This is a genomic window from Glycomyces dulcitolivorans (genome assembly GCF_003265355.1).
Lineage (GTDB): Bacteria > Actinomycetota > Actinomycetes > Mycobacteriales > Micromonosporaceae > Glycomyces > Glycomyces dulcitolivorans.
Genome location: NZ_QFRW01000307.1, coordinates 1 through 24684, shown reverse-complemented (window position 1 = coordinate 24684; position 24684 = coordinate 1). Strand labels below are relative to the sequence as shown.

The 24684-nt window shown below is 70.2% G+C and carries 18 protein-coding genes; 7 read left to right on the top strand and 11 right to left on the bottom strand.

The window, feature by feature from the left end:
* Positions 1–45 precede the first annotated feature (45 nt).
* The 3 genes from DI269_RS27295 to nrdR all read right to left on the bottom strand — a co-directional run bounded on the left by DI269_RS27295 (position 46) and on the right by nrdR (position 5627).
* Complete coding sequence (locus DI269_RS27295; protein ID WP_157975144.1) at positions 46–2061, bottom strand: serine/threonine protein kinase; 2016 nt, start codon at positions 2059–2061, stop codon at positions 46–48.
* 165 nt (positions 2062–2226) lie between these two features.
* Complete coding sequence (locus DI269_RS21610) at positions 2227–5097, bottom strand: vitamin B12-dependent ribonucleotide reductase (protein WP_112139697.1); 2871 nt, start codon at positions 5095–5097, stop codon at positions 2227–2229.
* 65 nt (positions 5098–5162) lie between these two features.
* Positions 5163–5627: a transcriptional regulator NrdR gene (nrdR, locus tag DI269_RS21605; protein WP_112139695.1), complete on the bottom strand. Its 465-nt coding sequence runs from the start codon at positions 5625–5627 to the stop codon at positions 5163–5165.
* Between the two features lie 391 nt (positions 5628–6018).
* Here nrdR and lexA point away from each other — a divergent pair, with 391 nt between their 5' ends.
* Positions 6019–6675: a transcriptional repressor LexA gene (gene lexA, locus DI269_RS21600; protein WP_197717131.1), complete on the top strand. Its 657-nt coding sequence runs from the start codon at positions 6019–6021 to the stop codon at positions 6673–6675.
* Positions 6676–6708: 33 nt separating this feature from the next.
* Here lexA and DI269_RS21595 read toward each other — a convergent pair whose 3' ends face one another.
* On the bottom strand, positions 6709–8445 hold the full coding sequence (locus DI269_RS21595) for a hypothetical protein (protein WP_157975143.1): 1737 nt from the start codon (positions 8443–8445) through the stop codon (positions 6709–6711).
* A gap of 71 nt (positions 8446–8516) precedes the next feature.
* Positions 8517–9929, bottom strand: coding sequence for a GTPase HflX (hflX, locus tag DI269_RS21590; protein ID WP_112139691.1), 1413 nt, complete (start codon positions 9927–9929; stop codon positions 8517–8519).
* Positions 9930–10186: 257 nt separating this feature from the next.
* Between hflX and DI269_RS21585 the strand changes: the two genes are divergently transcribed.
* Positions 10187–11575, top strand: coding sequence for an NAD-dependent malic enzyme (locus tag DI269_RS21585; protein WP_112139689.1), 1389 nt, complete (start codon positions 10187–10189; stop codon positions 11573–11575).
* Between the two features lie 52 nt (positions 11576–11627).
* Here the strand turns inward: DI269_RS21585 and dapF are convergent, their stop codons facing one another.
* Positions 11628–12410 (bottom strand): diaminopimelate epimerase, encoded by a 783-nt coding sequence (gene dapF / locus DI269_RS21580; RefSeq protein WP_112139711.1) that lies wholly within the window; start codon positions 12408–12410, stop codon positions 11628–11630.
* Positions 12411–12460: 50 nt separating this feature from the next.
* On the opposite strand from dapF, the gene DI269_RS21575 reads away from it, so the two are divergent.
* Positions 12461–13597, top strand: a complete 1137-nt coding sequence (locus DI269_RS21575; protein ID WP_112139687.1) for a nicotinate-nucleotide--dimethylbenzimidazole phosphoribosyltransferase — start codon at positions 12461–12463, stop codon at positions 13595–13597.
* A 51-nt stretch (positions 13598–13648) separates the two neighbouring features.
* On the opposite strand, the gene DI269_RS21570 is transcribed toward DI269_RS21575, so the two are convergent.
* The 4 genes from DI269_RS21570 to DI269_RS21555 all read right to left on the bottom strand — a co-directional run bounded on the left by DI269_RS21570 (position 13649) and on the right by DI269_RS21555 (position 19363).
* Positions 13649–16075: a glycoside hydrolase family 2 protein gene (locus tag DI269_RS21570; RefSeq protein WP_112139685.1), complete on the bottom strand. Its 2427-nt coding sequence runs from the start codon at positions 16073–16075 to the stop codon at positions 13649–13651.
* A gap of 76 nt (positions 16076–16151) precedes the next feature.
* Entirely contained in the window at positions 16152–17096 is a 945-nt protein-coding gene (locus tag DI269_RS21565; RefSeq protein WP_112139682.1) for a carbohydrate ABC transporter permease, read from the bottom strand.
* Positions 17093–18061, bottom strand: coding sequence for a carbohydrate ABC transporter permease (locus DI269_RS21560; protein WP_112139680.1), 969 nt, complete (start codon positions 18059–18061; stop codon positions 17093–17095). The genes DI269_RS21565 and DI269_RS21560 overlap by 4 nt, the downstream gene beginning before the upstream one ends.
* Positions 18062–18124: 63 nt before the next feature.
* Entirely contained in the window at positions 18125–19363 is a 1239-nt protein-coding gene (locus tag DI269_RS21555) for an extracellular solute-binding protein (RefSeq protein ID WP_157975142.1), read from the bottom strand.
* 256 nt (positions 19364–19619) lie between these two features.
* Between DI269_RS21555 and DI269_RS21550 the strand changes: the two genes are divergently transcribed.
* Entirely contained in the window at positions 19620–20651 is a 1032-nt protein-coding gene (locus DI269_RS21550) for a LacI family DNA-binding transcriptional regulator (RefSeq protein ID WP_112139675.1), read from the top strand.
* Positions 20652–20785: 134 nt separating this feature from the next.
* A complete protein-coding gene (locus tag DI269_RS21545) occupies positions 20786–22174 on the top strand; it encodes a cellulase family glycosylhydrolase (RefSeq protein ID WP_112139673.1) in 1389 nt (462 codons plus the stop codon).
* 89 nt (positions 22175–22263) lie between these two features.
* On the opposite strand, the gene DI269_RS21540 is transcribed toward DI269_RS21545, so the two are convergent.
* The gene (locus DI269_RS21540) at positions 22264–22464 is read right to left on the bottom strand and encodes a hypothetical protein (RefSeq protein ID WP_091053177.1); all 201 of its coding nucleotides are present in this window, start codon (positions 22462–22464) and stop codon (positions 22264–22266) included.
* A gap of 219 nt (positions 22465–22683) precedes the next feature.
* Here DI269_RS21540 and DI269_RS21535 point away from each other — a divergent pair, with 219 nt between their 5' ends.
* Both DI269_RS21535 and DI269_RS28425 read left to right on the top strand, forming a co-directional pair.
* A complete protein-coding gene (locus DI269_RS21535) occupies positions 22684–23928 on the top strand; it encodes a transglutaminase domain-containing protein (RefSeq protein WP_112139670.1) in 1245 nt (414 codons plus the stop codon).
* Positions 23929–24490: 562 nt separating this feature from the next.
* On the top strand, positions 24491–24684 hold a 194-nt coding region (locus DI269_RS28425; RefSeq protein WP_232822857.1), incomplete at its 3' end, for a hypothetical protein.

The window sequence follows — 24684 nt, the reverse complement described above, 5'->3', positions numbered from 1 at the left end:
ACCCAAAAATAGCACGACCGTGCTTGTCTGGCCAGGGCGAACTCCCTATGCGGCGGAGTACACCGACACGGTGAAGTCCACGATCATCCAGTTCGAGGTCGTCTCCGCCTGCACCGAGGTGACCTCGGCGAGGACGATCTCCAGGCTCGCGGTGTACAGGCAGAGCATCATGCCCTCGCTCAGCGGCGCGGCGCCCGGGTCCCACGGGTCGACCGTCCAGTTCAGCGCCGGGGACGAGGCGTCGATCTCGGCCCAGCACTCGTCGGGGGTCACGGCCTCGTCGTAGAACGTCCCGTACGCGCCCGACGGCGTGTAGAAGTAGCTCGTCAGGCCCGTGTTCGTCGACAGGTCGATGTCGCACGGGTTCAGGACCAGGTCCGTCCACGTCGACGGCGAGTCGGTCGTCTTGTACTCGGTCCAGATCGACCCGTTCGTGGTGATGTCGTCGAAGTCGACCTCCATGTACTGGCAGGTGCTCGCCGAGTCGAAGGTCGTCGTCATGGTCACCGTGTAGTCGGAGTAGACCTCGCTCCACGCGGCCTCGTCGGGCGGCGTGGTCTCCTCGTCCGGCGGCGTCGTCTCCGGGTCGTCGTCGGGCGTCGTCACGGGGTCGCTCGGGTTGTTGGAGGAGATCGCGCCGGTCGGGTCGTCGTCCGGGTCGCCGTTGCCGGCGTTGAGGAACCACACCAGGCCGCCGACGATCGCGATGACGAGGATCGCGGCGATCACGGTGATGCCGATGGCCGTCCCGTTCGAGGAGGGCTGCTGGGGCCCGAACTGCGGCGCGTACCCGGGCTGGCCCGGGTACTGCGGCGGCGGGGGCGGCGCGGTGTACTGCATGGTCGGCGGCGCGGTCGGCGGGTACTGGCCCGGGGACATCTGCCCGGGCGAGACCATGCCGGGCGCGTAGCCGGGCGCCGGGGACAGCGGCGGCGCGGTCGGCGGCTGGTAGGGCGACTGCTGCGTGTACAGCGGCGGCGCGGTCACCGGGCTCGTGGGCGGCGCCGAGGCGGGCATGGCCGACATCGGGAACGCCGAGGCGTTCGCGTTCGGCTCGGAGGAGGGGACCGAGTACGGCTGGTCGAACACCGACGTCGGCGCGTTCGGGGTCGCCGGAGGAGCGGCCGCAGCGGCGGCGGCCTCGTCCACCAGGGTGGTCGAGGCGCCCGCGTCGCCCAGGAGGCTCGACAGCTGCCAGCGCTGGCGTTCGGCGAGGGCGTTGACCGAGTCCGGCCAGGGGCGCGTGGAGGGCGCCACGGGGCCGATGAGGGACATCAGCTCCGCGGGGGTGGGCCGGGCGCCGGGCAGGCGCACCAGGCAGCGCTCGACGATGGCGCGCAGGCGCGGCGACAGCGTCGAGAGGTCCGGCTGGGACCGGACGACGTTGTTCAGGGTCTCCAGGGTGGAGGCGCCCGCGAAGGGGCTGTGGCCGGTCGCGGCGAGCACCAGGACCGAGCCGAGCGAGAACACGTCGCTGGCGGCCGAGACGGTCCCGGACTCGGCCTGCTCGGGCGACATGAACCCGGGGGTGCCGATGACGCCGCCGGTCTTGGTGAGGTTGGTGTCAGTGATGCCGTCGGCGGCGCGGGCGATGCCGAAGTCGATCACACGCGGGCCGTCTGCGGCGAGGATCACGTTGGCGGGCTTGAGGTCCCGGTGGACCATCCCGGCGGCGTGGATCGCGGCGAGCGCGGAGGCGAGGCCCGCGGCGAGGCGCAGCACGGTGGCCTCGGGGAGCGGCCCGGAGGACTCGACGACGTCCTTCAGGTTGGGGCCCACCAGGAACTCGGAGGCGAGCCACGGGACCTGGTCGTCGGGCCCGGCGTCGATCACCGCCGCCGTGTAGGCGCCCGCGACCTGCTTGGACGCGGCGACCTCGCGGCGGAAGCGGGCCCGGAACTCCTCGTCCTGGATGAGCGCGGCCGCGATGAGCTTGACGGCTACGGGACGGCCGTCCGGGGCGCTGGCGAGGAACACTCGGCCCATGGCGCCGCGGCCGAGTTCGGCGATGGTCCGGTAGGGACCGATCCGTTCGGGATCGCCGGGAGCCAGGGACTGCATTGATGCCTCCGGGAAGCGAGGGGCGGGCGGTGATCCCATTCTATTGCCGTTCTGCCAGCGTGCGGTGGACACGGGGGCCGGTGCCTTTGGGACACAAGCGCATCAGAGCACGCGAAAGGGGCCGTTCCGGCGGTGCGGAACGGCCCCCCTATCGAGTGATGTGACCTAGCTGCAACCGCTGGTGGCGCCGCAGCCCTCGCAGGCGTAGCAGGAGCCGGCCGGGCGCATCTTGGTGCCGCAGTTCATGCACAGCGGCGCGTCGGCGCTGCGGGCCTGAGCCGAGGTGAGGATGTCGAGGCGGGTCGGCTTCGACTCGATCTGGACGCGTTCGGCCACGGCCTCCTCGATCGGCGCGGAGGCGCGGAGCGCGTCGAGGTCGACCTCGGGCTGCGAGACCTTGGACGGGTCCTCGCCGTTGAGCTCGGCGGTGCGCTCGGCGGTGGTGAGGATGCCGATGGCGGCGCGCTCCTCGTACGGCAGGTAGTCCAGGGCCAGGCGGCGGAAGATGTAGTCGACCACCGAGGAGGCCATGCGGATGTCCGGGTCGTCGGTCATGCCGGCGGGCTCGAAGCGCATGTTCGTGAACTTCTCGACGTACTTCTCCAGCGGGACCCCGTACTGGAGGGCGATGGAGATGGAGACCGACAGCGCGTCCATGACGCCCGCGAGGGTCGAGCCCTGCTTGGACATCTTGAGGAAGACCTCGCCGAGGCCGTCGTCCGGGTAGGACGAGGAGGTCATGTAGCCCTCCGCGCCGCCGACCGAGAACGAGATGGTCTGGCTCGGGCGCTTCTTGGGGAGCTTGCGGCGGATCGGGCCGTGCGCGGCGATGGTCTCGACGGCCTTCTCCACGGCCTCCTCGACCGCCTGCTCCACTTCCTTCTTCTTCGCCGAGAGCGGCTGGCCGACCTTGCAGTTGTCGCGGTAGATCGCGAGGGCCTTGAGGCCGAGCTTCCAGCCCTGGAAGTAGACCTCCTCGATGTCCTCGACCGTGGCGGACTCGGGCAGGTTCACGGTCTTGGAGATCGCGCCGGACAGGAACGGCTGCACCGCGGCCATCATGAGCACGTGGCCCATCGGCGCGATCGCCCGCTCGCCCATGGCGCAGTCGAACACCGGGTAGTGCTCCTCGCGCAGGGCCGGGGCGCCGACGACGTGGCCGTGGTCGGCGACGTAGTCGACGATGGCCCGGCGGTCGCCGTCGTCGTAGCCCAGGCGGGTCAGCGCGCGCGGGATGGACTGGTTGACGATCTCCATGGAGCCGCCGCCGACGAGCTTCTTGTGCTTGACGAGGGCGAGGTCCGGCTCGATGCCGGTGGTGTCGGCGTCCATCATGAACGAGATGGTGCCGGTGGGCGCGAGCACCGAGGCCTGCGCGTTGCGCCAGCCGTTGACGGCGCCGATCTCGTTGCCCTTGGCCCACTCGGCCTTCGCGGCCTCGATCACGGTGGCGTCGACGTCGCCGAAGGTCTCGACGGCGTCGGCCGCCTTGGCGTGCTTGGCCATGACGCGCTGGTGCGGCTCGGCGTTGCGCTCGTAGCCGGCGTAGGGGCCGACGGCCCCGGCGATCTCGGCGGAGCGGCGGTACGAGACGCCGGTCATGAGCGCGGTGATGGCGGCGGCCAGCGCCCGGCCCTCTTCGGAGTCGTAGGCGTAGCCCGAGGTCATGAGCAGCGCGCCCAGGTTCGAGTAGCCGATGCCGAGCTGGCGGTAGTCGCGGGTGGTCTCGCCGATCTTCTCGGTCGGGAAGTCCGCGAAGGAGATCGAGATCTCCATGGCGGTGATGACGAACTCGACCGTCTTGGTGAACCGGTCGACGTCGAAGGAGCCGTCCTCGCCGAGGAACTTCATGAGGTTGAGGCTGGCGAGGTTGCACGAGGAGTCGTCGAGGCTCATGTACTCCGAGCACGGGTTCGACGCGTAGATGCGGTCCGTGTTCGGGTTGGTGTGCCAGTCGTTGATGACGTCGTCGTACTGGATGCCGGGGTCGGCGCACTCCCACGCGGCCTTGGCCATGCGGCGGAAGACGTCGCGGGCGTCGCGGCGCTCGATCTCGGCGCCGGTCTGGCGGGCGGTGAGGGCGTAGTCGCTACCGTCCTCGACGGCCTTCATGAAGACGTCGGAGACGCGCACGGAGTTGTTGGCGTTCTGGTACTGGACCGAGAACATGTCCTCGCCGCCGAGGTCGACGTCGAAGCCGGCGTCGCGCAGGGCCCGGATCTTGTCCTCTTCGCGGGCCTTGGTGTCGATGAACGCCTCGATGTCGGGGTGGTCGACGTCGAGGACGACCATCTTCGCGGCCCGGCGGGTGGCGCCGCCGGACTTGATGGTCCCGGCGGAGGCGTCGGCGCCGCGCATGAAGCTGATCGGGCCGGAGGCGTTGCCGCCGGAGGAGAGCAGCTCGGCGGAGGCGCGGATCTTGGAGAGGTTGACCCCGGCGCCGGAGCCGCCCTTGAAGATCATGCCCTCTTCCTTGTACCAGTCGAGGATCGACTCCATGGTGTCGTCCACGCTGAGGATGAAGCACGCGGAGACCTGCTGGGGCGCGGCGGTGCCGACGTTGAACCAGACCGGGGAGTTGAAGCTGAAGTACTGGTGCAGCAGCAGCCAGGTGAGCTCGTCGGCGAAGATCTGCGCGTCCTCGGCGGTCGCGAAGTAGCCGTACTTCTCCCCCGCGTTGTGGTACGCGTGGACGACGCGGTCGATGACCTGCTTGAGGCCGGTCTCGCGCTGGGGGGTGCCCAGGGCGCCGCGGAAGTACTTCGAGGTGACGATCTGGGTCGCGTTCTGGCTCCAGAAGGCCGGGAACTCGACGCCGCGCTGCTCGAAGTTGATCGAGCCGTCGCGCCAGTTGGTCATGACGACGTCGCGGGACTCCCATTCGACCTCGTCGTACGGGTGGACGCCGGGGGTCGTGAAGACCCGCTCGACCGTCAGTCCCTTGTCGGCGGGGCCCTTGGCGGGCGCGCTCGCGGTCTTCTTGGCGGTCCTGGTCGTCGTCGCGGCGCCTTCGGCGGCCTTGGTGGTCTTCGGCATGTTCCTCGCCCCTGTCTGCTCATGCCTCGGTGTTCGGGAATCGGTGGTGCTGGGGTGGTGCGCGGTCAGGCGCTGTTGCGGGCGGCGTGCTCCTCGCGGAGCTGCCCGATGGCGGCCTCGAAGTCCTCCAGGGACTCGAAGCTCTGGTAGACGCTGGCGAATCGCAGGTAGGCGACCTCGTCGAGCTGCCGGAGCGGCTTGAGGATGGCCAGCCCGACCTCGTTGCTGGGGACTTCGGCGGCCCCGCGGGAGCGGATCTCGTCCTCGACGGCCTGGGCCAGCAGCGCGACGTCGTCGGCGTCGACGGGCCGGCCCTGGCAGGCCTTGAGGACGCCGCTGGCGACCTTGCTCCGGCTGAACGGCTCGGTGACGCCGGAGCGCTTGACCACGGCGAGGATCGACTCCTCGACGGTGGTGAAGCGCTTCTCGCACTCCTGGCAGACCCGGCGGCGGCGGATGATCTTGCCGTCCTCGGCCTCGCGGGAATCCACGACCCGGCTGTCGGGATGGCGACAGTAAGGGCATCGCATTTCGCTAGTCTCCTTCTACGACCATCGTCTCGCGGGCCTCCGACATTCCGGCTCCGCGCCGTTCCCCGCGTCGGGGACAGTCTGCCTCGTGCCGGTCCGGCGAGCGCCGGGAACCCCAACACCTAGTGAGAGACGATACATCAAACCACAAGATCTAGTGTCCAGAATAGCGCAGAACGCCGCGACGCGATCTTGGGAACCCGAGGCCGGGGAATCAGTCAACCAGGCCGACACGTATTATCGTTCACCCGTTCGGGTGAACAAGCGCGAAAACACATTCCTACCAGCGCGGCGACACGCCGACGTCGCACGAATGTTTGACTAGAACCAGCACGTGAGTTACATTGTCGGAATCAGACATACCGTCCCATTTGTCTTACAGGAGCCTCCTGTGGCTAGCGAGACCACGACATCCCGGCCGAAAACGCGCAAGTTGACGCGTCGGCAACAGCAAGTCCTCGAATACATCGAGGAGTTCATCAACAACAAGGGCTACCCCCCGAGCGTCCGTGAAATCGGGGCCGAAGTCGGCCTCGCCTCCGCCTCGTCCGTGGCGTACCAGATGAAGCAGCTCGAAAGGAAGGGCTACCTCAACCGCCTGGCCGGCAGGCCGCGCGCGGTGGGGGTGCGCCAGTCCACGCCGGGCGGCGTCCAGACCTGCTCCCAGCACCCGCGGCCCCGGTACGTGCCGATGGTCGGCGAGATCGCGGCGGGGCAGCCGATCCTGGCCGAGGAGCGCGACTACGACGTCATGCCCCTGCCCGCGGAGTTCGTGGGCGAGGGCGTCCACTTCCTCCTGCGCGTCAAGGGCGACTCGATGACCGAGGCCGCCATCACCGACGGCGACTGGGTCGTGGTGCGGCAGCAGCCCGACGCGCTCAACGGGGAGATCGTCGCCGCCATGATCGACGGCGAGGCGACCGTGAAGACCTGGAAGCGCAAGAACGGCAAGCCGTGGCTGCTTCCGGCCAACGCGCTCTACGACCCGATCGACGCCAGCGAGGCCGAGATCCTCGGCCGCGTCGTCGCCGTGCTCCGCAAGATCTAGTAAGCAGTACCGAACGCCAATTACATTGCGCGCCTAACGGTTCCGACCGTATGTCGTGCCGCCGTCAGGCGGGCCCCAGTAGCCTTCATCGGCGTCAGGGGTCCGTTCGGCGTTTCCGGCCCCGTACACCGAGCCCTGCTGCTGGTGCTGCGGCCGGGGTCCGCCGCCGCCCGCGCCGTAGACGTTCCCGGACGGCTCCTGGCGGGCCTGGCCGGCGCCGTAGACGTTGCCGGAGGGCTCCTGCCGGGCCGCGAAGGACTGGCCGGGACCGGGGCCGGAGTTGTCGTAGACGCTGCCGTGGCCGCCGCCTTCGAACGCCCCGTACTGGGGCTCCTCGCGGCCGCCGTAGACCCCGCCGCGAGCGGCGGGAGGAGGCGGAGGAGGGGGCTCGCGGCGCGGGCCCGCGCCGTAGACGTTCCCGCTCGGTTCCTGACGCGCCGGGCCGCCCCCGTAGACGTTGCCGCTCGGCTCGGGTCGGGCGGGGGCGCCGCCGTAGACGTTCCCGGAGGGTTCCTGCCGCGCCGGTCCGGCGCCGTAGACGTTGCCGCGCGCGACCTGCCCCAGGTCGGGGTCGGGCTGGCCGGCTTCGAGACCGAGGTCGACCGGGTCGTCGTCGGCGAGGAAGTCGCCGCGGCGCCCGAAGTCGGACTCCTCGCGGGCGAAGCCCGGCTCCCGGTCGTCGCCGCCGTCGTCGTCCTCGGCGTTCTGCTTGCGGTACTTGCGGATCACCACGATGCCGATGACCATGACCAGCAGGCCGAGGATCGCGATGGCCGCGAGGATCTTCACGATCGTGCCGAAGCCCAGGCCCAGGACCCAGTCGACGAACGACTGGCCCTCTTCGGGTTCCGCTGCCGCTTCGTCGTCGCCGCCCGCGGGCTCCTCCTCGGCGGCCGGGGCCGCCGGGGTGTAGCGCGTGACGGTGCCGAACGAGCCGTCGTTGTCGTCGGAGGCGAGGGTGATGAAGTTGCCGTCGGCGTCGTAGGCCAGGCCCTCGGGCGTGCCCGCGTCGGCGACCGGCGTGGTCGTCGGGGTCCCGGCAAGGGCGGCGACCACGTCGCCGCCTTCGACGGTCCACTCGTAGACGGCGTTCCCGGTGCGCAGCGCGACCTTCGAGCCGTCCGCGTTCAGGGCCACGCCGGAGACCGAGCCGCCCTCGGGGAGGGCGACCGTGCCGACCTCTTCAAGCGGGGTGTTCTCCACCTGGTTGTCGCCGGGCGGGGAGAACAGGACCGCTTCGCCGTCGTCGGCGGAGACGAACAGCGGCTTCTTGCCCGGCAGGAGCACGAAGCCGCCGATGTCGTGCGCCTCGGCGGGGAAGACGAAGCGCCAGACGGCGCTGTTCTCCAGGCTCTCCAGGTCGAGCTGGTTGAGGGTCAGCCAGTCGCGGTCCGTCGCGCCGCCGATGTCACCGACCCACAGGTACTCGCCGTTCTCGTTGTCGAGGACCAGGGCCTGCGGGTCGACGGGCTTGTGGTCGATCCACGCCTCGTCGTCCATGCGGACGTTGCAGTCCTCGCCGGTCCGGTCGACGGACAGCGTGTCGTCCTGCTCGGCGCCGGCGGACACGATCCACCAGCCGTCCCCGTCAGCCGCAGCGGCGATGCCGGAAGGGGCCTGAGTGCCGTGGAGATTGCACAGCACCTCACCGCCGGACTCCTCGTCCTGGGCGTACACGGGGGACGCGGCCGCAGCCAGGACGAGCACTCCGGCCGTCCCGGCGACGAGCCGCGCAGGCAGGGGCCTGCGGCCCACACGGCGCTCTCGCATCACGCAAGTGTTCCAGAACACGCCATGTCAGCGCGGGGACCCCCATGAGACATGTTCAGGACCACTGCGATTCAGTCCTTTTCCAGGACGAACGCTCGCAATTCTCCGGCCAGGGCTTCGTCCACACGGGCCGTGATGACCGTGCCGTCACCTCGGTGTTCGGTCGTCAGGACCTCGCCGCGCGAGCGCAGGCGGGAGACCAGGTCGCCGCGGACGTACGGGATGCACACCGTCAGCGTGGTGTCCGGCTGCGGCAGCGCGTTCTCGATCGCGGCCCGGAGCTTGTCGATCCCCTCACCCGAATGCGCCGAGACGAACACGGCGTCGGGCCAGTCGGAGCGGAGCTGGAGCATCGTGTCCGGGTCGACCAGGTCGAGCTTGTTCACCACGACCAGTTCCGGGATCTCCTCGGCGCCGACCTCGGCGAGCACCACGCGCACCGCCTCGGCCTGGCCGAGCGGGTCAGGGTGCGAACCGTCGATGACGTGCACGATCAGGTCGGACTCGGCGACCTCTTCGAGCGTGGAGCGGAACGCCTCGACCAGCTGGTGCGGCAGGTGCCGCACGAAGCCGACCGTGTCGGTCACCGTGTACTCCCGGCCCTCCGCGGTGCGCGAGCGCCGCGTAGAGGTGTCGAGGGTGGCGAACAGGGCGTCCTGGACGAGGATGCCCGCGCCGGTGAGGGCGTTGAGCAGGCTCGACTTGCCGGCGTTGGTGTACCCGGCGATCGCGACGCCGGGGACGCGGTTGCGGGTGCGCGAGTCGCGCTTGGTCTCGCGGGTGACGGTGAGCTTCGCCAGTTCGCGGCGGAGCTTGGCGACCTTCGCGCGGATGCGCCGCCGGTCGGTCTCCAGCTTGGTCTCGCCGGGGCCGCGCAGGCCCACGCCGCCGTTCGAGCCGCCCTGGCGGCTCATGGCCTCGCCCCAGCCGCGCAGGCGCGGCAGCAGGTACTGGAGCTGCGCGAGCTCGACCTGGGCCTTGCCCTCGGCGCTCTTCGCGTGCTGCGCGAAGATGTCGAGGATCAGGGCCGTGCGGTCGATGACCTTGACGTTGACGGCCTTTTCGAGGGCGATCAGCTGGCCCGGGGAGAGCTCCCCGTCGGCGATCACGGTGTCGGCGCCGAGCGCCTCGACGGTGTCCTTGAGCTCCCTGACCTTGCCGGAGCCGATGAAGGTCCCGGCGTCGGGCTTGGAGCGGCGCTGGATGAGGCCGTCGACGACCTCGGAGCCGGCCGTCTCGGCCAGCTGGGCGAGCTCGTCGAGGGAGTTCTCGGCGTCGCCGATGGAGCCTTCGGTCCACACGCCGACCAGCACGACGCGCTCCAGGCGGAGGCGGCGGTACTCGGCGTCGGTGACGTCTTCGAGCTCGGTGGAGGCGATCCCGGAGACGCGTCGCAGCGCCTGGCGCGCCTCCAGGTCCAGTTCGCCCGTCGAGGGGGCGTCGGAGGAGAAGTCTTCGCGGGTGTTCTCGTACTGTTCAGGCATCAACACAAGCTTGACACGCCCCGCTGACAAGATCGAGTGATTATGGGCGCGGGTTCGGCGCCCGACCTTGGCCCGATCGGATATTTGTTCTTATTGGTCTCCGGGCCCGGCCGCCGCCGATCCGGACCTGTGAGGACGTCATCGCTGGTCGGAGCCGTCACCCCGCGCCCGGGCGCGGGCGGGCCGGGCGGCGGCGGTGGCATCATTCAAGGCATCCGGCAAGTGGTCCACAACGAAGTGCACATCAAAGGAGCGGCATGAGCACTGCCCGTCTTCCCAGCGCAGGGTTCTCCATCACCGTCCGTCTGGCCCTCTCGGCCGACCCGGGCGCGGCCGGGCGCCTCGCCACGGTCGTCGGGCAGGCGGGGGCCATCGTCACCGCCCTCGACGTCGTCGGCTCCGACAACAAGCGCATGACCGTCGACCTCACGTGCGACACCTCCGACGCCGCGCACGCCGAGCAGGTCACCAAGATCCTGGAGGCGATGCCGGACTTCGACGTGAAGAAGGTCTCCGACCGGACCTTCCTCATGCACCTCGGCGGCAAGATCGAGGTCGCCCCGAAGGTGCCGCTGCGCAACCGCGACGACCTGTCGATGGCGTACACGCCCGGCGTGGCCCGCGTGTGCATGGCGATCGCCGAGAACCCGGACGACGCCCGCCGCCTCACCATCAAGCGCAACACGGTCGCCGTCGTCACCGACGGCTCGGCCGTCCTGGGCCTGGGCAACATCGGGCCGATGGCCGCGATGCCGGTCATGGAGGGCAAGGCGGCGCTGTTCAAGAAGTTCGGCGACGTCGACGCGTGGCCGGTGTGCCTCGACACGCAGGACACCGACGAGATCGTCAACATCGTCGCCGCGCTCGCGCCGACGTACGGCGGCATCAACCTGGAGGACATCGCCGCGCCGCGCTGCTTCGAGATCGAGGCGCGCCTGCGCGAGCGGCTCGACATCCCCGTCTTCCACGACGACCAGCACGGCACCGCGATCGTGGTGCTCGCCGCGCTCACCAACGCGCTCCGCGTGGTGGGCAAGGACTTCAAGGACGTGCGCGCGACCGTGGTCGGCTGCGGCGCGGCCGGGACCGCGATCATGCGGCTGCTGGAGAAGGCCGGCATCGGCGACATCGTCCCCGTCGACCGCGACGGCGCCCTGCACTCGGGGTTCGAGACCGACAACGAGACGTGGAAGTGGCTCGGCGAGCACTTCAACAAGGCCGACTACTCCGGGGACCTCTCGGGCGCGGTCGAGGGCTCGGACGTGTTCATCGGCGTGAGCGCGCCGAACATCCTCAAGGGCTCCGATGTCGCGAAGATGGCGAAGGACCCGATCGTGTTCGCGCTGGCGAACCCGGACCCGGAGATCTCCCCGACCGAGGCCGCGCGCTACGCGGCGATCGTGGCGACCGGGCGGTCGGACCAGCCGAACCAGATCAACAACGTGCTGGCGTTCCCGGGCGTGTTCCGCGGGCTCCTCGACGCGCAGGCGCGCGACTGGAACGACGACGCGGCCCTCGCGGCGGCCACGGCCATCGCCGACTGCGTCGGCGAGGACAAGGTCAACGCGACCTACATCGTGCCGAGCGTCTTCGACCCGAACGTGGCCCCGGCGGTCGCGGCGGCGGTCAAGCGCGTGATGCGGTAGCGAACGTTCGAAAGCCCCGGGAGCCTTCGGCTTCCGGGGCTTTCCCGTTGCGTCAGACGCGGAAGGTCCCCTCGGCCACGATCACGGCCGGGCCGGTCATGTAGAGGGTCTCGTCGGTGACGGTGATCGTGAGGGTCCCACCGGGGACGTCCACTTTGCACGTGCCCGTGTCGAGCCCGGCGTGGCGCAGCGCGACCGCGCCGACCGCGCAGGCGCCGGTGCCGCACGAGGCGGTCTCGCCGACGCCGCGCTCGTGGACGCGCATGCGCACGTGCGGGGCGGCGCCCGTCACGAACTCGACGTTGACGCCCTCGGGGAACAGGGCCGCGTCGTAGCGCGGCTGGTGGAACAGCTCCAGCGCCTCCAGCTCGGCCTCGTCCCCCAGATGGCACACCAGGTGCGGGTTCCCCATCGAGACGACCTGTCCGGGCCACGTGAAGCCCTCGACGGACGCCTGGGAAGTCGTCCCGAAGACCGCCGAGCCCATGTCCACCCTCAGCTCATCCCCCGCCACGGTCACGGTCTTGATCCCGGCGCGGGTCGCCACGGGGATCTCCGGGCCCTCGGCGAGGCCCTGCTCCAGCAGGTAGCGGGCGAAGACGCGCACGCCGTTGCCGCACATCTCGGCGATGGAGCCGTCGGCGTTCCGGTAGTCCATGAACCATTCGGCGCCCGGGTCCTCCGAGGGGGCCACGCGCAGCAGGCCGTCGCCGCCGATGCCGAAGCGGCGGTCGCACAGCTGCGCGACCTGGGCGTCCTTCAGCGGGAGGGCGTCGTCGAGGTCGGGGACGATCACGAAGTCGTTCCCGGTGCCGTGCCCTTTGGCGAACTCGATGGTGGTCACTTGGCAATTGTGCCCCACGGCCCCCGCGCTAGCCTTGTGCCGTGACTCAGACGACCGACGCCGGGCCCCTCGCCGAACTGAAAGCGAAGTTCCCCAACGGGGTGTGGACGACGCGCGCCAACGCGCGCCTCCAGGACGCGCTCATCGAGGGATCGGGCCTCGGCCGCCTCCAGGCCGCGGTCGGCTGGGCCGCCCGCATGCAGGCCACCGACGCGCCCGAGCCGTTCGCGGCGCCGCGGATGCTCCTGTTCGCCGGGGAGTACCCCGCGGGCTGGGACTCCGGCGACTACGCGCCCGTCGCCGAGCAGGCGGCGGCCCTGGAGCGCGGCGAGGGACCGTTCGCCGAGCAGGCGGCGCGCGCCGGGCTCCCGATCAGCGTGGTCCGCACCGGCGCGAGCGAAGGCGCCGAAGGCCCGCTGCTCGACGAGACCGAGCTCGACGCGGCCCTGCGGCTCGGCCGCGACACCGCCGACCGCGCCATCGACGAGGGCGCGGACCTGCTCCTGATCTCCGGCCTCGGCGCGGGCGCGGTGACCGCCTCGGTCGCCGTCTGCGCGTTCATCGCCAAGGACGAGATCACGAACTTCCAGCCGCAGCTGCACGCCCCTGGCGGCGCGGTCTTCGACAACGCGTGGATGGGCCGCATCTCGGCCCTGCGCGACCACCTCGCGTTCAACCGCGGCTTCAAGCGCAGCCCGCAGGAGCTCATCGCGCGCCTCGGCGGCGCCGAGCTCGGCGCGATGGCCGCCGCGATCTTCACCGCCGCCACGCGCTCCACGGCCGTCCTCGTCGACGGCCCGGCCGCCGTCGCCGCCGTCATGCTCGCCCGCGACTTCGGCCTGGCCGCGCCCAAGTGGTGCTACGCCCCGAACCGCTCGACCCACCCGGTCGTCGTCAAGCTCGCCAAGCAGGCCGGCCTCGCCGACGACCTCGCCCTCGAACTCGACCTGCCCGACGGCACGGCGCTGCCGCTCGGCTGGGAGCTCATCCAGGCGGGCCTGCGCATCTCGCAGTCGCTCCCCATGCCCGTCAAAGAGGAGCCGGAACCGGAACCGGACGTTCCCGTCGCCGGCGGCATCGGCGTCCCGACCCCGGAGGCGAGCGAAGCGGCCCTGGCCGAACCCGCCGAGGAGCCCGAACCCGCCGAAGAGTCCGAGGCGACCGGCGAGAAGGCCTGAGACGCACAGAACGGCCCGGAGCATCGCTGCTCCGGGCCGTTCCGCGTTCCGTCAGTCGTTGACCGCGCGCAGCACCGGCTTCGAAGTCAGCGCCGCCGTCAGCTCCGGCGAGGCCGCGATGGCCGCGCTCGTGACGGTGAAAGTGACCTGCTCGCCGGGGATGAGCGTGACCAGCGCCTTGTCGACGACCGCGTCAGGATCGAGCCGGTCGGCGAAGACGCACAGGTCGCGCAGCACCGTGTCGGCCGTGACGGTGACGGCCACGCCGCCGTCCACGAGCGCGGTCTCTGCGGTGAACCGGGCCGTCGCCCAGTCCATGTCCTTGTCCTCCTTGGTGAACCAGGTCGCGCGCGGGAAGCCCTCGCGGCCGGTCACCAGGAACTCGCCCGGCGCGGGCGCGACGCCCCCTTCGAGGACGACCTCGGCCGTGTCGCGCGGGTCGATCGCGATCTCCAGGAGCGCCCGGCCGGTGATGCGGCCCTCGGCGGTGCACTTCCAGAAGCCGATCACGCCGTTCCAGACCTCCGCGGAGTCGTTGACCGCCACCAGCTTCACGCCCTCGCCGTGCGGCTGGAAGGTCACGATCCGGTCAGCGTAGGCGTCGCGCAGGGCGTACCAGAGCGGCTTGAGGCGCTCCTCGCCGTCGATCGCGGCCCACGAGGTCACCGGCCAGCAGTCGTTGAACTGCCACACGACCGCGCCCGTGCAGTACGGCTGGAGCGAGCGGAAGTGCTCGATGCCGAGGCGGATCGCGCGGGCCTGGTTCACCTGCGTGAAGTACAGCCAGTCGTCGAAGTCCCGCGCCACGGGCAGGTGCGCGTCGAGGCCGCGCTGGAGCTTCGCCTGGCCGTCGGCGGCCTTCTGGTGCCACAGCATGTTCGGCGTCTCCGCCTGGAGCGGCTCGTCGGTCGTCATGCGCCGCACCGTGGCCCACGTCGGCGGGGCCTGGTAGCCGAACTCGGCGACGAAGCGCGGCCGCCAGTCGCGGTAGTGCGCGTAGTCGAGCTGGTTCCACACGTCCCAGATGTGGACCGAGGCGTGCGCCTGCTCGTTCGGGTGCAGGTCGCGCGTCCCCGAGTAGGGGCTGCCGGGCCAGTACGGGCGGGTGCCGTCGACTTCGGCGACGAGCTTCGGCAGCAGGTCGTGGTAGTAGCCCGCGCCCCAGGTCAGCTCCCCGAGCGGCTCCTGCCAGTCCCAGTCGTGCCAGCCCCAGATGTTCTCGTTGTTGCCCGTCCACGTCACCAGGCTCGGGTGCGGGGCCAGCCGCGCGAGGTTGTCGCGCGCCTCCGCCTCGACCTCGGACCGGAACGGCTCCTCCTCCGGGTAAGCGGCGCAGGCGAACAGGAAGTCCTGGCCGACCATCAGGCCGAGCTCGTCGCAGAGCCGGTAGAAGTCCTCGGACTCGTAGATACCGCCGCCCCACACGCGCACGTAGTCGATCCCGGCCGCGACGGCCTGCCGCAGCCGCCGCTCCAGGCGCGCGGCGTCGATGCGGCTGAACAGGGCCTCGTCGGGGATCCAGTTGACGCCCTTGACCCACACGGCCTCGCCGTTGATCTTCAGCGTGTACGGGCGGCCGTCGGCGTCGGGCTCGGTGTCGAGTTCGACGGTGCGGAAACCGATCCGGTGCGACCAGGTGTCGAGTTCCCTGCCGTCGGCACTGAGGGTCACGGCGACGTCGTACAGCGGCTGGGCGCCGCGGTTGTGCGGCCACCACAGCTCGGGGTCGTCGACTACGACACGGACCTGCGCGGTCCTCCTACCGGCCGGGACGCGCAGGACCGCGGTGTGTTCGCCTGCGGTGCAGACGAGGTCGAGGTCCACCCGCTCCGCGCGTTCGAGTTCGACCGAGAAGTCGACGATGCCCTGCCCGCCCTCGACCGAGACGTGCGGGACGACCTCGGCGATCCGCGCGATCTTCCAGTACTCCAGGCGCACCGGTCGCCAGATCCCGGCGCTGGCGAGGTTCGGCCCCCAGTCCCAGCCGAAGTTGCAGGCGGCCTTGCGGATGAAGTTCCCGGGCTCGTCGTAGGCGTTGGGCCGGTCCCCGAGCCGGTCCCGCTGGGCCTCGGCGTACGCGTACGGCGAGGTGAAGACGATTTCGAGTTCGTTGGCGCCCTCGCGCATCGCGGTGAGCGCGTCGAAGCGGTAGCGGCGGTGCATGTTCGCGGTCTCGCCGATCACGTCGCCGTTGAGCAGGATGCGGGCAACAGTGTCGAGGCCGTCGAAGACCAGGTCCACCCCGTCCCAGTCGTCGCTCGCGAAGTCGAAGGAGGTCCGGTACGTCCAGTCGTGGCGCCCGACCCAGGCGACGCCGCGCTCGCCGTCGTCGGTGTACGGGTCGGCGACGAGGCCGGCGTCCAGGAGGGCGGACACCACCTCGCCGGGCACGGCCGCGGGGATCGGATCGACGGCGGCCGGCGCGCCGGGATCACCGGCGACGGTCCAGCCCTCGTGAAGGATTCGCTTGTCGCTCAAAAAGACTCCTATGCCTTGATGCCGGAGAGGGCGATGCCTTTGATGCTGTGCTTCTTGTTCATCGCCGGCATCACTCCTATGCCTTGATACCCGAGAGAGCGATGCCTTTGATGAAGTGCTTCTGGAACAGGAAGAAGAACACGACAGTCGGAAGCGTAGCCATCATCGACGCCGCCATGGCGACGCCCATCGAACCGGGGCTGGACACGATCGCGTTGCTCAGGTTCGACAGCGCGATCGGCAGGTTGAACAGCTCCTCGGTGCGGATGATGATCAGCGGCCACAGGAAGTTGTTCCACTCCCCCAGCGCCACGAAGATCGCCATCGCCGCCAGCGCGGGCCGCAGCAGCGGCAGGACGATCTGCCACCAGATGCGCCACTCGCTGGCCCCGTCGACCCGCGCGGCGTGCACGAGCTCGTCGGGGATCGACCTGAGGTACTGCACCAGGAAGAACACGACGAACGACTTCGCCAGGCCCGGAACGATGTACCCCAGGTACGAGTCGGTCATGCCGAGGTCGGAGACGAGCAGGTAGTTCGGGATGAGGCTGACCTGCCAGGGGATCATCATCGAGGAGATGACGACGACGAACACGGTGCGGCGACCGGGCGCGGCGGTCTTGGTGAGCATGTACGCCGCGAGCGAGGCGATGAGGAGGCTCGCCACCGTGACGACGACGGTGACGCCGAAGGTGTTGAGCGCGAAGCGGAGGAAGCCGCCGGCGACGTCGGGCCAGCGCTGGAAGACGCCGGGGACGGCGTCGGGGTTCGGCTCGCCGCCGGCCGCGGGGGCGTTTGGATCGTAGAACGAGTCGAGCGAAGGGTCCTGGGGGAAGAACGTCGGCGGGTTGCGCATGAGCTCGGGGACGGACTTGAACGCGGCGATGATCATCCACCAGAAGGGGATGAGGACGACGGCGGCCCACAGGTAGAGCGGGAGGCGGGCGAGCTCGGCGCCCGCGTTGATCTTCTTGGGGCGCTTGACGACGGTTCCCGCAGTGCTCAGGGTGTCAACGCTCATCGGTCGAACTCCTTGAAGGTCTTCGTGACGCGCAGCTGGACCAGGGTGACCAGGAAGATGATCGCGAACAGGATCCAGGCGATGGCGGAGGCGTAGCCGAGCTGGAAGCGGTTGAAGCCCATGTCGTACAGGTAGGGGACGATCGTGAGGGCGCTGTCGAGGGGCCCGCCGACGATCGAGGCGGAGCGGCGCCACAGCAGGTAGACCGGTTCGAAGATCTGGAACGCGCCGATGGTCGAGGTGATGAACACGAAGACCAGGACGGGGCGCAGGAGCGGCAGCGTGATGTGCCAGAACTGGCGGGCCTTGGAGGCGCCGTCGATGGAGGCCTGCTCGTAGAGCTCGTCGGGGATGGCGTTGATGCCGGCGACGAAGAGGACCATCGCGTATCCGGCGCCGCCCCAGACGGCCATGGTGACGAGGATCGGGATGCTGACGGCGGGGTCGGCGAGCCAGGACTTGTTCTCGCCGCCGAAGAAGCGGGCGACGGTGTTGGCGAGGCCCCAGGAGTCGACCATGAAGATCCACTTCCACACCAGGACGACGCCGACGCCGGCGGAGACCGAGGGGAGGAAGAAGACGGTGCGCATGAGGCGGTCGCGCAGGGACGTGGATTTGAAGGCGACGGCCAGGAGCAGGCCGAGGACCATGGTGAGGGTGACCGAGCCGATGACGTACTTGACGGTGTTCCAGACGGCCTTGTGGAAGCGGTCGTCGTTGGCGATGAGTTCGGCGAAGTTGTCGAAGCCGACGAAGGTCGGGGGCCTGATGGCGTTGAAGTCGGTGAGCGAGTAGTAGACCGAGCGGATGAGCGGGTAGACGAGGAAGACGATGAACAGCAGCGCGAAGGGCAGCAGCATCGCGTAGGCGGGGCCGTACCGCTGGAGGCGGTGGGAGGGGCGGCCGGCGGTCCGGCGGACGGGTGCGGCGTCCGGTTTCGGGGCGGCGGTCTGCTTGAGGGTCAAGGGAGGCTCCGAGGGGGCGGGGCCGGGAGCGGCCGCAGTGGAGGGACGCTCCCGGCCGTTCGGCTACTGGAGGGTGGCTTCCATCTCGGTCTTGGCCGCGGCGAGGGCCTCTTCGACCGGGACGCCTTCGAGCACGATGGACTGGAGGGCGAGCTGGACGTTCGGGGAGGCGGGCTCCCAGCCGGAGCAGTTGGGCGGGCCGACGGAGGTCTCGAAGATCTCGGTCAGGGCCGCCTTGTTGGCGTCGTCGAGGTGGGTGTCGGCGACCTTGTCGGTGCGCGGGGGCAGCCACAGGACGTTGTTGGTCGCGGCGGTGTCGAGCATCGCGGCGACGCCTTCGTCGGAGTAGACGGTGTCGATGAACGCGGCGGCGGCGTCGGGGTTGTCGGACCCGGCCATGACGCCCATGACGTTGCCGCCGATGAAGGATCCGGCGTTGGCGGGGCCGGCGGGCAGCGGGGCGGAGCTCCACTTGCCTTCGAGTTCGGGGAAGCCGACGGCGAGGCCGTCGTAGTTCCAGGAGCCGCCGGTGGCGAACACGTACTCGCCGGCGGCGAAGCCGGAGATGTCGGGCTGGTCGGTGGGGACGTTCTGCTCGCTGAAGCGCTTGGCCCAGTACTCGGTCCCGGCGACGACCTCGGGCGAGTCGACGGTGACCTCGGTGCAGTCCTCGCTGTAGAGGCTGCCTCCCGCCTGGTACATGTAGTTGAACCAGTCGAGCCAGCCGATGGGCTCCCAGGTGGAGATGAACGGGGTGGCGTACCCGGCGCCCTGGAGCTGCGTGATCGCGGCGTCCATCTCGTCCCAGGTGGTGGGGACGGCGAGGCCGTTCTCCTCCAGGATGTCGCTGCGGTAGAACATCGCGTAGGTGGTCATGTTGAGCGGGACGCCGTAGAGCTCGCCGCCGGGGGACTCGATGGACTGCCAGAGGCCGTCGATGACGTTGGCTTCGAGGTTCTCGGTCTCGTACTCGCGCAGGTCGACCAGGCCGCCGAGTTCGCCGAACTCGATGCCCCAGGAGAGGCCGCCGGTGAAGATGTCGGGGCCGTCCTGGTCCTGGATGGCGGTGAGGATCTTGGTGTGGGCGTCGGCCCAGTCGATGATCTCGACCTCGACCTCGACGCCGGTCTCCTCTTCGTAGAGGGCGCCCACGGCGTCGAGCATCGGCTTCTGGGAGGCGTCGCCGGTGTGCCAGATGGTGATCGACCCGGTGTCGGCCTCCTCTGCCGAGCAGGCGGCTGCGGCGAGCGCGAGGGCGGCGGCCGCTGCGGCCGCGCTGAAGCGCTTCATTCTCGAGTTCACGGTGACGTTCACTCCGTTCGCGGTAAGGGGTTCCACCGGCCGCACGGTGTCGTCCCAGCTGTCCGCGAGGCGACGCCGCTTAACCGGATAAGTGAACCGAACTTATCGGCACGCCCGGGACCAGTCAATGTATCGACGGCACCGTAATCAAATTGAAATCATGAATGTCGATGTCTAGATGAATTTGACTGAACCGGTTCGCGGCGGGCGTGGGATACAGTCTCAGAGCCGTACCCCTGCGCTGAGAGGACCACCGATGACCAGGCGCGTCACCATCGCCGACATCGCCGCGGCGGCGGGCGTCTCGAAGGGCGCGGTCTCCTACGCGCTCAACGGCCGCCCCGGCGTCTCCGACACCACCCGCGCCAAGATCCTCGCCATCGCCGCCGAGATGGGCTTCGTCCCCAACCGCGCCGCCCGGTCCCTGTCGGTCTCCTCGGCACAGGCCGTGGGCATCGCGCTGCGGCGCTCGGCCCGCACGCTCGGCATCGAGCCGTACTTCATGGAGCTCATCAGCGGCATCGAGTCCACGCTCTCGGCCGGGTCGTTCGGCCTGACCCTCCAGATCGTCGACACCGTCGAGGCCGAACTGGAGGTCTACCGGCGCTGGTGGGCCGAACGGCGCGTCGACGGGGTCCTGCTGTGCGACGTGGGGACCGACGACCGGCGGCTCGACTACATCGCCGACCTGGGCCTGCCCGCCGTCGCCGTCGGGGGTCCCGTCCAGGGCGCGCGCCTGCCGGCGGTCTGGCACGACGACGCCGCCCCGTGCCGGGAGATCCTCGAATACCTGCACGCCTTGGGACACCGCAGGATCGCGCGCGTCGCCGGGTTCGAGCACCTGCTGCACACCGCGATCCGCGACCGGGCGTACGCCGAGACCGCCGCCGGGCTCGACCTGGAGTCGATGGAGACCCACCACTCCGACTACACCGGCGAGCAGAGCGCCCGCATCACCCGCCGGATCCTCTCTTCTTCCAAGCGGCCCACCGCGATCATCTTCGACAACGACGTCACCGCCGTCGCCGGACTCGGCGTCGCCCACGAACTCGGCATAGGCGTCCCCGACCAGCTCTCCATCGTCGCCTGGGACGACTCGCCGCTGTGCCGGCTCACCCACCCCGCGCTGACCTCGCTCACCCGCGACATCACCGCCTACGGCTCGCAGTGCGCCGAGGTGCTGCTGTCGGTCATCGGCGCCGAACCCCAGGCCGACCGCGCTTTCTCGGTTCAGTCCCGCCCCGCGCAGCTGTCCCCCCGCGGGTCCACCGCGCCCGCGCGCACCTGACACCCGGCGCGGACATCCTTGCAGGAAGGCCAAATCCAAGGCACGTCTTGAACCCCATCGATATTTATGGTTCTCTATGTTGAGGTCGGGATTAACCGATTCACCTCTTACCTGAACCTACAGATGGGATCACCATGGAACACGGCACCACCGACGCCGCCCCGGCACGGCGTCGGCTGCGAACATGGCTGACGGCGGCGGCAGCCGTCTTCGCCATCGCCCTCACCGGCATGTGGCAGCTGGTCCCCGCCAGCGCCCAGACGGGCGGCTTCACGATCGACGGCACGCAGCTGATCGACGCCAACGGCAACCCGTTCATCATGCGCGGCACCTCCCACCCCGACGTCTGGTACCAGGGCGAATTCGCCTCCTACGGCGAGATCAGCGCCCTGGGCGCCAACACCGTCCGCGTCGTCCTCGGCTCGGGCCAGCGCAACTGGGGCGTCTCGACCGCCGCGCGCGTCCAGCAGATCGTCGACGAGTGCAAGGCGCAGCGCCTCATCTGCATGCTCGAAGTCCACGACACCACCGGCTACGGCGAGGAGTCGGGTGCGGCCACCCTGGATCAGGCCGTCACCTTCTGGCAGGGCCTGTTCAGCGTGCTCGACGGCGAGGAGGCGTACGTCCTCATCAACATCGGCAACGAGCCGGTGGGCAACACCAACCCGCAGCAGTGGACGCAGCAGACCGTCAACGCGATTCAGCGGATGCGGTCGATCGGCTTCGACCACACGCTCGTCGTCGACGCCCCGAACTGGGGCCAGGACTGGCAGAACGTCATGCGCGACAACGCGGAGACCGTCGCGGCGGCGGACGTGGACGGCAACACGCTGTTCTCGATCCACATGTACGCGGTGTACACGAACCCGCAGACGGTCATCGACTACCTCGACGCGTTCGAGGAGATGAACCTGCCGCTCATCATCGGCGAGTACGGGGACACGTTCCAGGGCCAGACGGTCGCCTGGGCGACGATCCAGGCCGAGGCGCAGGCGCGCGGCATCGGCTGGCTGGCATGGTCGTACTCCGGCAACACCGGGGGCGAGCTCGACCAGGTGCTGAGCTTCAACCCGTCGCAGCTGACCACGTGGGGCCAGCGGGTCTTCACGTCGACCAACGGCATCCAGGCCACCTCGGAGCGGGCCACGGTCTTCGAGGACGACCCGGACCCGACGGGAACGACGACGCCGACCGACCCGGTCACGACCCCCACCGGCAACCCGGGCGGCGGCTGCACGGCGGCCCTCGGGATCGTCAGCGACTGGGGCTCGGGCTGGCAGGGCAAGGTGACGGTGACCGCCACCGGCGCCGCCCTGGACGGCTGGCGGCTGACCTGGACGTGGGCGGGCACCACCCGGATCACGTCCTCGTGGAACGCGACGATCACCGCGTCGGGGGCGAACGTGACGGCCACCGACGTGGGCTGGAACGGCACGGTCGCGGCGGGCCAGTCCCGCGAGGTCTTCGGCTTCATCGGGTCCACCCCGGCGGCGACGCCGACGGTGACCTGCCAGGCGATCTAGCGCGGTAGTCCCGGAGAACGACGGAGGCCGCCGGACCCGAAGGTCCGGCGGCCTCTGCTCGGCCTCGCTGTGCTGTGCTTTTTACAAGCTCAGCCGTTCTTGGTGGGGAGCTGGAACTTGCCGACCCCGCCCTTGGGCATCTGCGAGCGGACCTTCGACTTCTTGTCGCCGATCGACTGGTGCCCGGCCTTGCCGGTCTTCTTGCCGCGGGCGAGCGCGCGGCGTTCCTCGCGGTTGAGCGGCGCGTCGTCGGCGGCGTCCTGCTGCGGTTCCGGAGTTTCGGCGGTCATGCGGATCCCCTTCTCGGGTCGAGCTTGAAGAGACGTGAGCGCGAAACGGAGCGTTGCTCTACGTCTCAGTTGGCATGCACTCATGCGTGTCGGCCGGTCGGCACTGTCGCCCACAGCGGCCGAATCTCTTCTACAGGATCATGCCGCTCACTCTAGCGTCATCGAACTGTCAACACAACGGTCTTTGCGGCCGCGCCCGCGGTGACTACCCTCATACGCATGGCCCAGCCCCCTTCGACCGCGAAACTCGCCCGCGTGCGCACCGTCGCCCAGGACGCGATGCGCGGCGCCCGGTGGTGGACGCTGCTCGACCTGGAGAAGACCCTCCGCGCCGACGCGGAGTTCTGGCGCGACCTGTGGGCGCCCTCGCTGGCGATCGCGGCGCACAAGGTCGGGCTCAAGGGCGCGCGGGCGAAGCTCGACGAGGCGATCGAGGCGGGGTTCCACCAGACCGACCTGTTCGAGCCGGAACTGTCGGCCGCGTTCGGCGCGGACCCGGACTGGGCGCAGGTGCTGGAGCGGGCGAAGGCGAACGTCCCGGCGCCGCCGCTGCGCATCACCTGCTGGCCGCAGCCGGCCACGGCCGCGCCGCTGCGCCTGGACCGGATCGAAGCGCACCGCGAGCAGCAGCTGCTGACGCGCCTCCCGCGGCCCGCGGCGGGCGCTTGGCAGACCGCGCGGGACCTCCTGGCGTGGACCTCGGCGCTGTGGCGGCACGCGAACGCGCGCATCAACGCCGGCGACGCGGTCGACGTCCTGGAGCAGGTCGCGAACGGCGCGCGGTACTCGTGCGTCGAGTACTCGATCGTGCTCGCGCAGGGCCTGAACGCTTTGAAGATCCCGGCCCGGCGGGTGTGGCTGCGGCGCGGGGACTACCACGACGGTGTCGGGCAGGGCCACGCCGTCGCTGAGGCTTGGATCGACGACCTGGACCGGTGGGTGCTCCTCGACGGGCAGCACGGCGCGTACTGGGCCGACGAGGACGGCCGGCCGCTGAGCCTGCCGGAACTGCAAGCGCGGGAGCGGCCCGCGAAGCCGGTCCACGTTGGTCCGCGGCAGGCGATCCAGGACCCGGGCCTGTGGTGGGCGTACTTCGCGCACGCGTCGGTGTCGGGCGCGGCGTGGGCCCCGGAGGGGTACGTGCCGCTGTTCCAGGACGGCCAGGTCCTCCCGACCGAGCGGCTGCTGAGCGATGCGGCCGAGGCGTACCCGCGGCTCTCGGACCTCGCGGTCGGAGTGGCGGCCCAGGACGGCGCCCCGGCGGTCGTCATCCGCCCCGAGCACCCCTATGCGGTCGGCGGCGCCTGGAACGGCGAACCGATCACGGCCGCCCCGAAGAGCGCTCCTGAACGGCGTTTCACGAAGGTCCTTGACCAGACTCCGGGCGAGTACAAGGCCGAGCTGGCGGCGCTGACCCCATACGGCCCCTTGGCAAGCCGCGAACTCAGATGGACCGCGGCATAACGGCGGAACCGCCGAGCCGCACGCTCATGCGGACCACGACCTGACGACGAGGCCGCCGAGCCTCGGACTGCGGTGGTCGATGGCCTATCGACGAGACCGCCGCACCACGGACTGCGACCTCGCAGTCGAGGCGCGGATCACGACCCGATCGGGTGACGGCGCGGGCCCGGATTGTCGGTCGGGGCCGGGAGGGTGGGGCGTGAAGATGTATACCCACCCATCGTGGGTGGGTAAGGTCCGCACCCGCACCCGCGCCCACCCCTGAAGCGGCCCGTCCTCGCCCGCGCCCCGCACCCACCCCCGCCTCCGTTGCCGTCGGGTTTCGCAAGTGGAACGATACGAAGGATTCTCTAGTATTCCGATGGGATTACTGCTACCTTCGATTCATGAAGCCCGCCAACGCACTCGCACAGCGGCGCGAAGTCGACCAGATGCGCGTCGCGAGCGCCCTCTGTCGCTGACCCACCTCCCGCCGGTCCGCGCAGGCCGTTCCTCCCCTGCAACGCCGCCCGGACCGGCGGGGCCCACCGCTCCCCCGCGCCGCGGACCGAACCGGTTCCCGTTGCGGCGCAATCGCGCAGACCCAGGCCCGCCCGCCAGCGCACAGCGGACCGCAGTCCCGCACAAGCCTCCGTTCCCCGCCACCTGCAATCCACCCAATGCAAGGAGCACCATGAGCATCACCGACCGCACCACCGTCTCCCGCCGCGCCGTCATCGCCGCCGCCCCCGTCGCGGCGGCCGGGGCCGCCGTCGG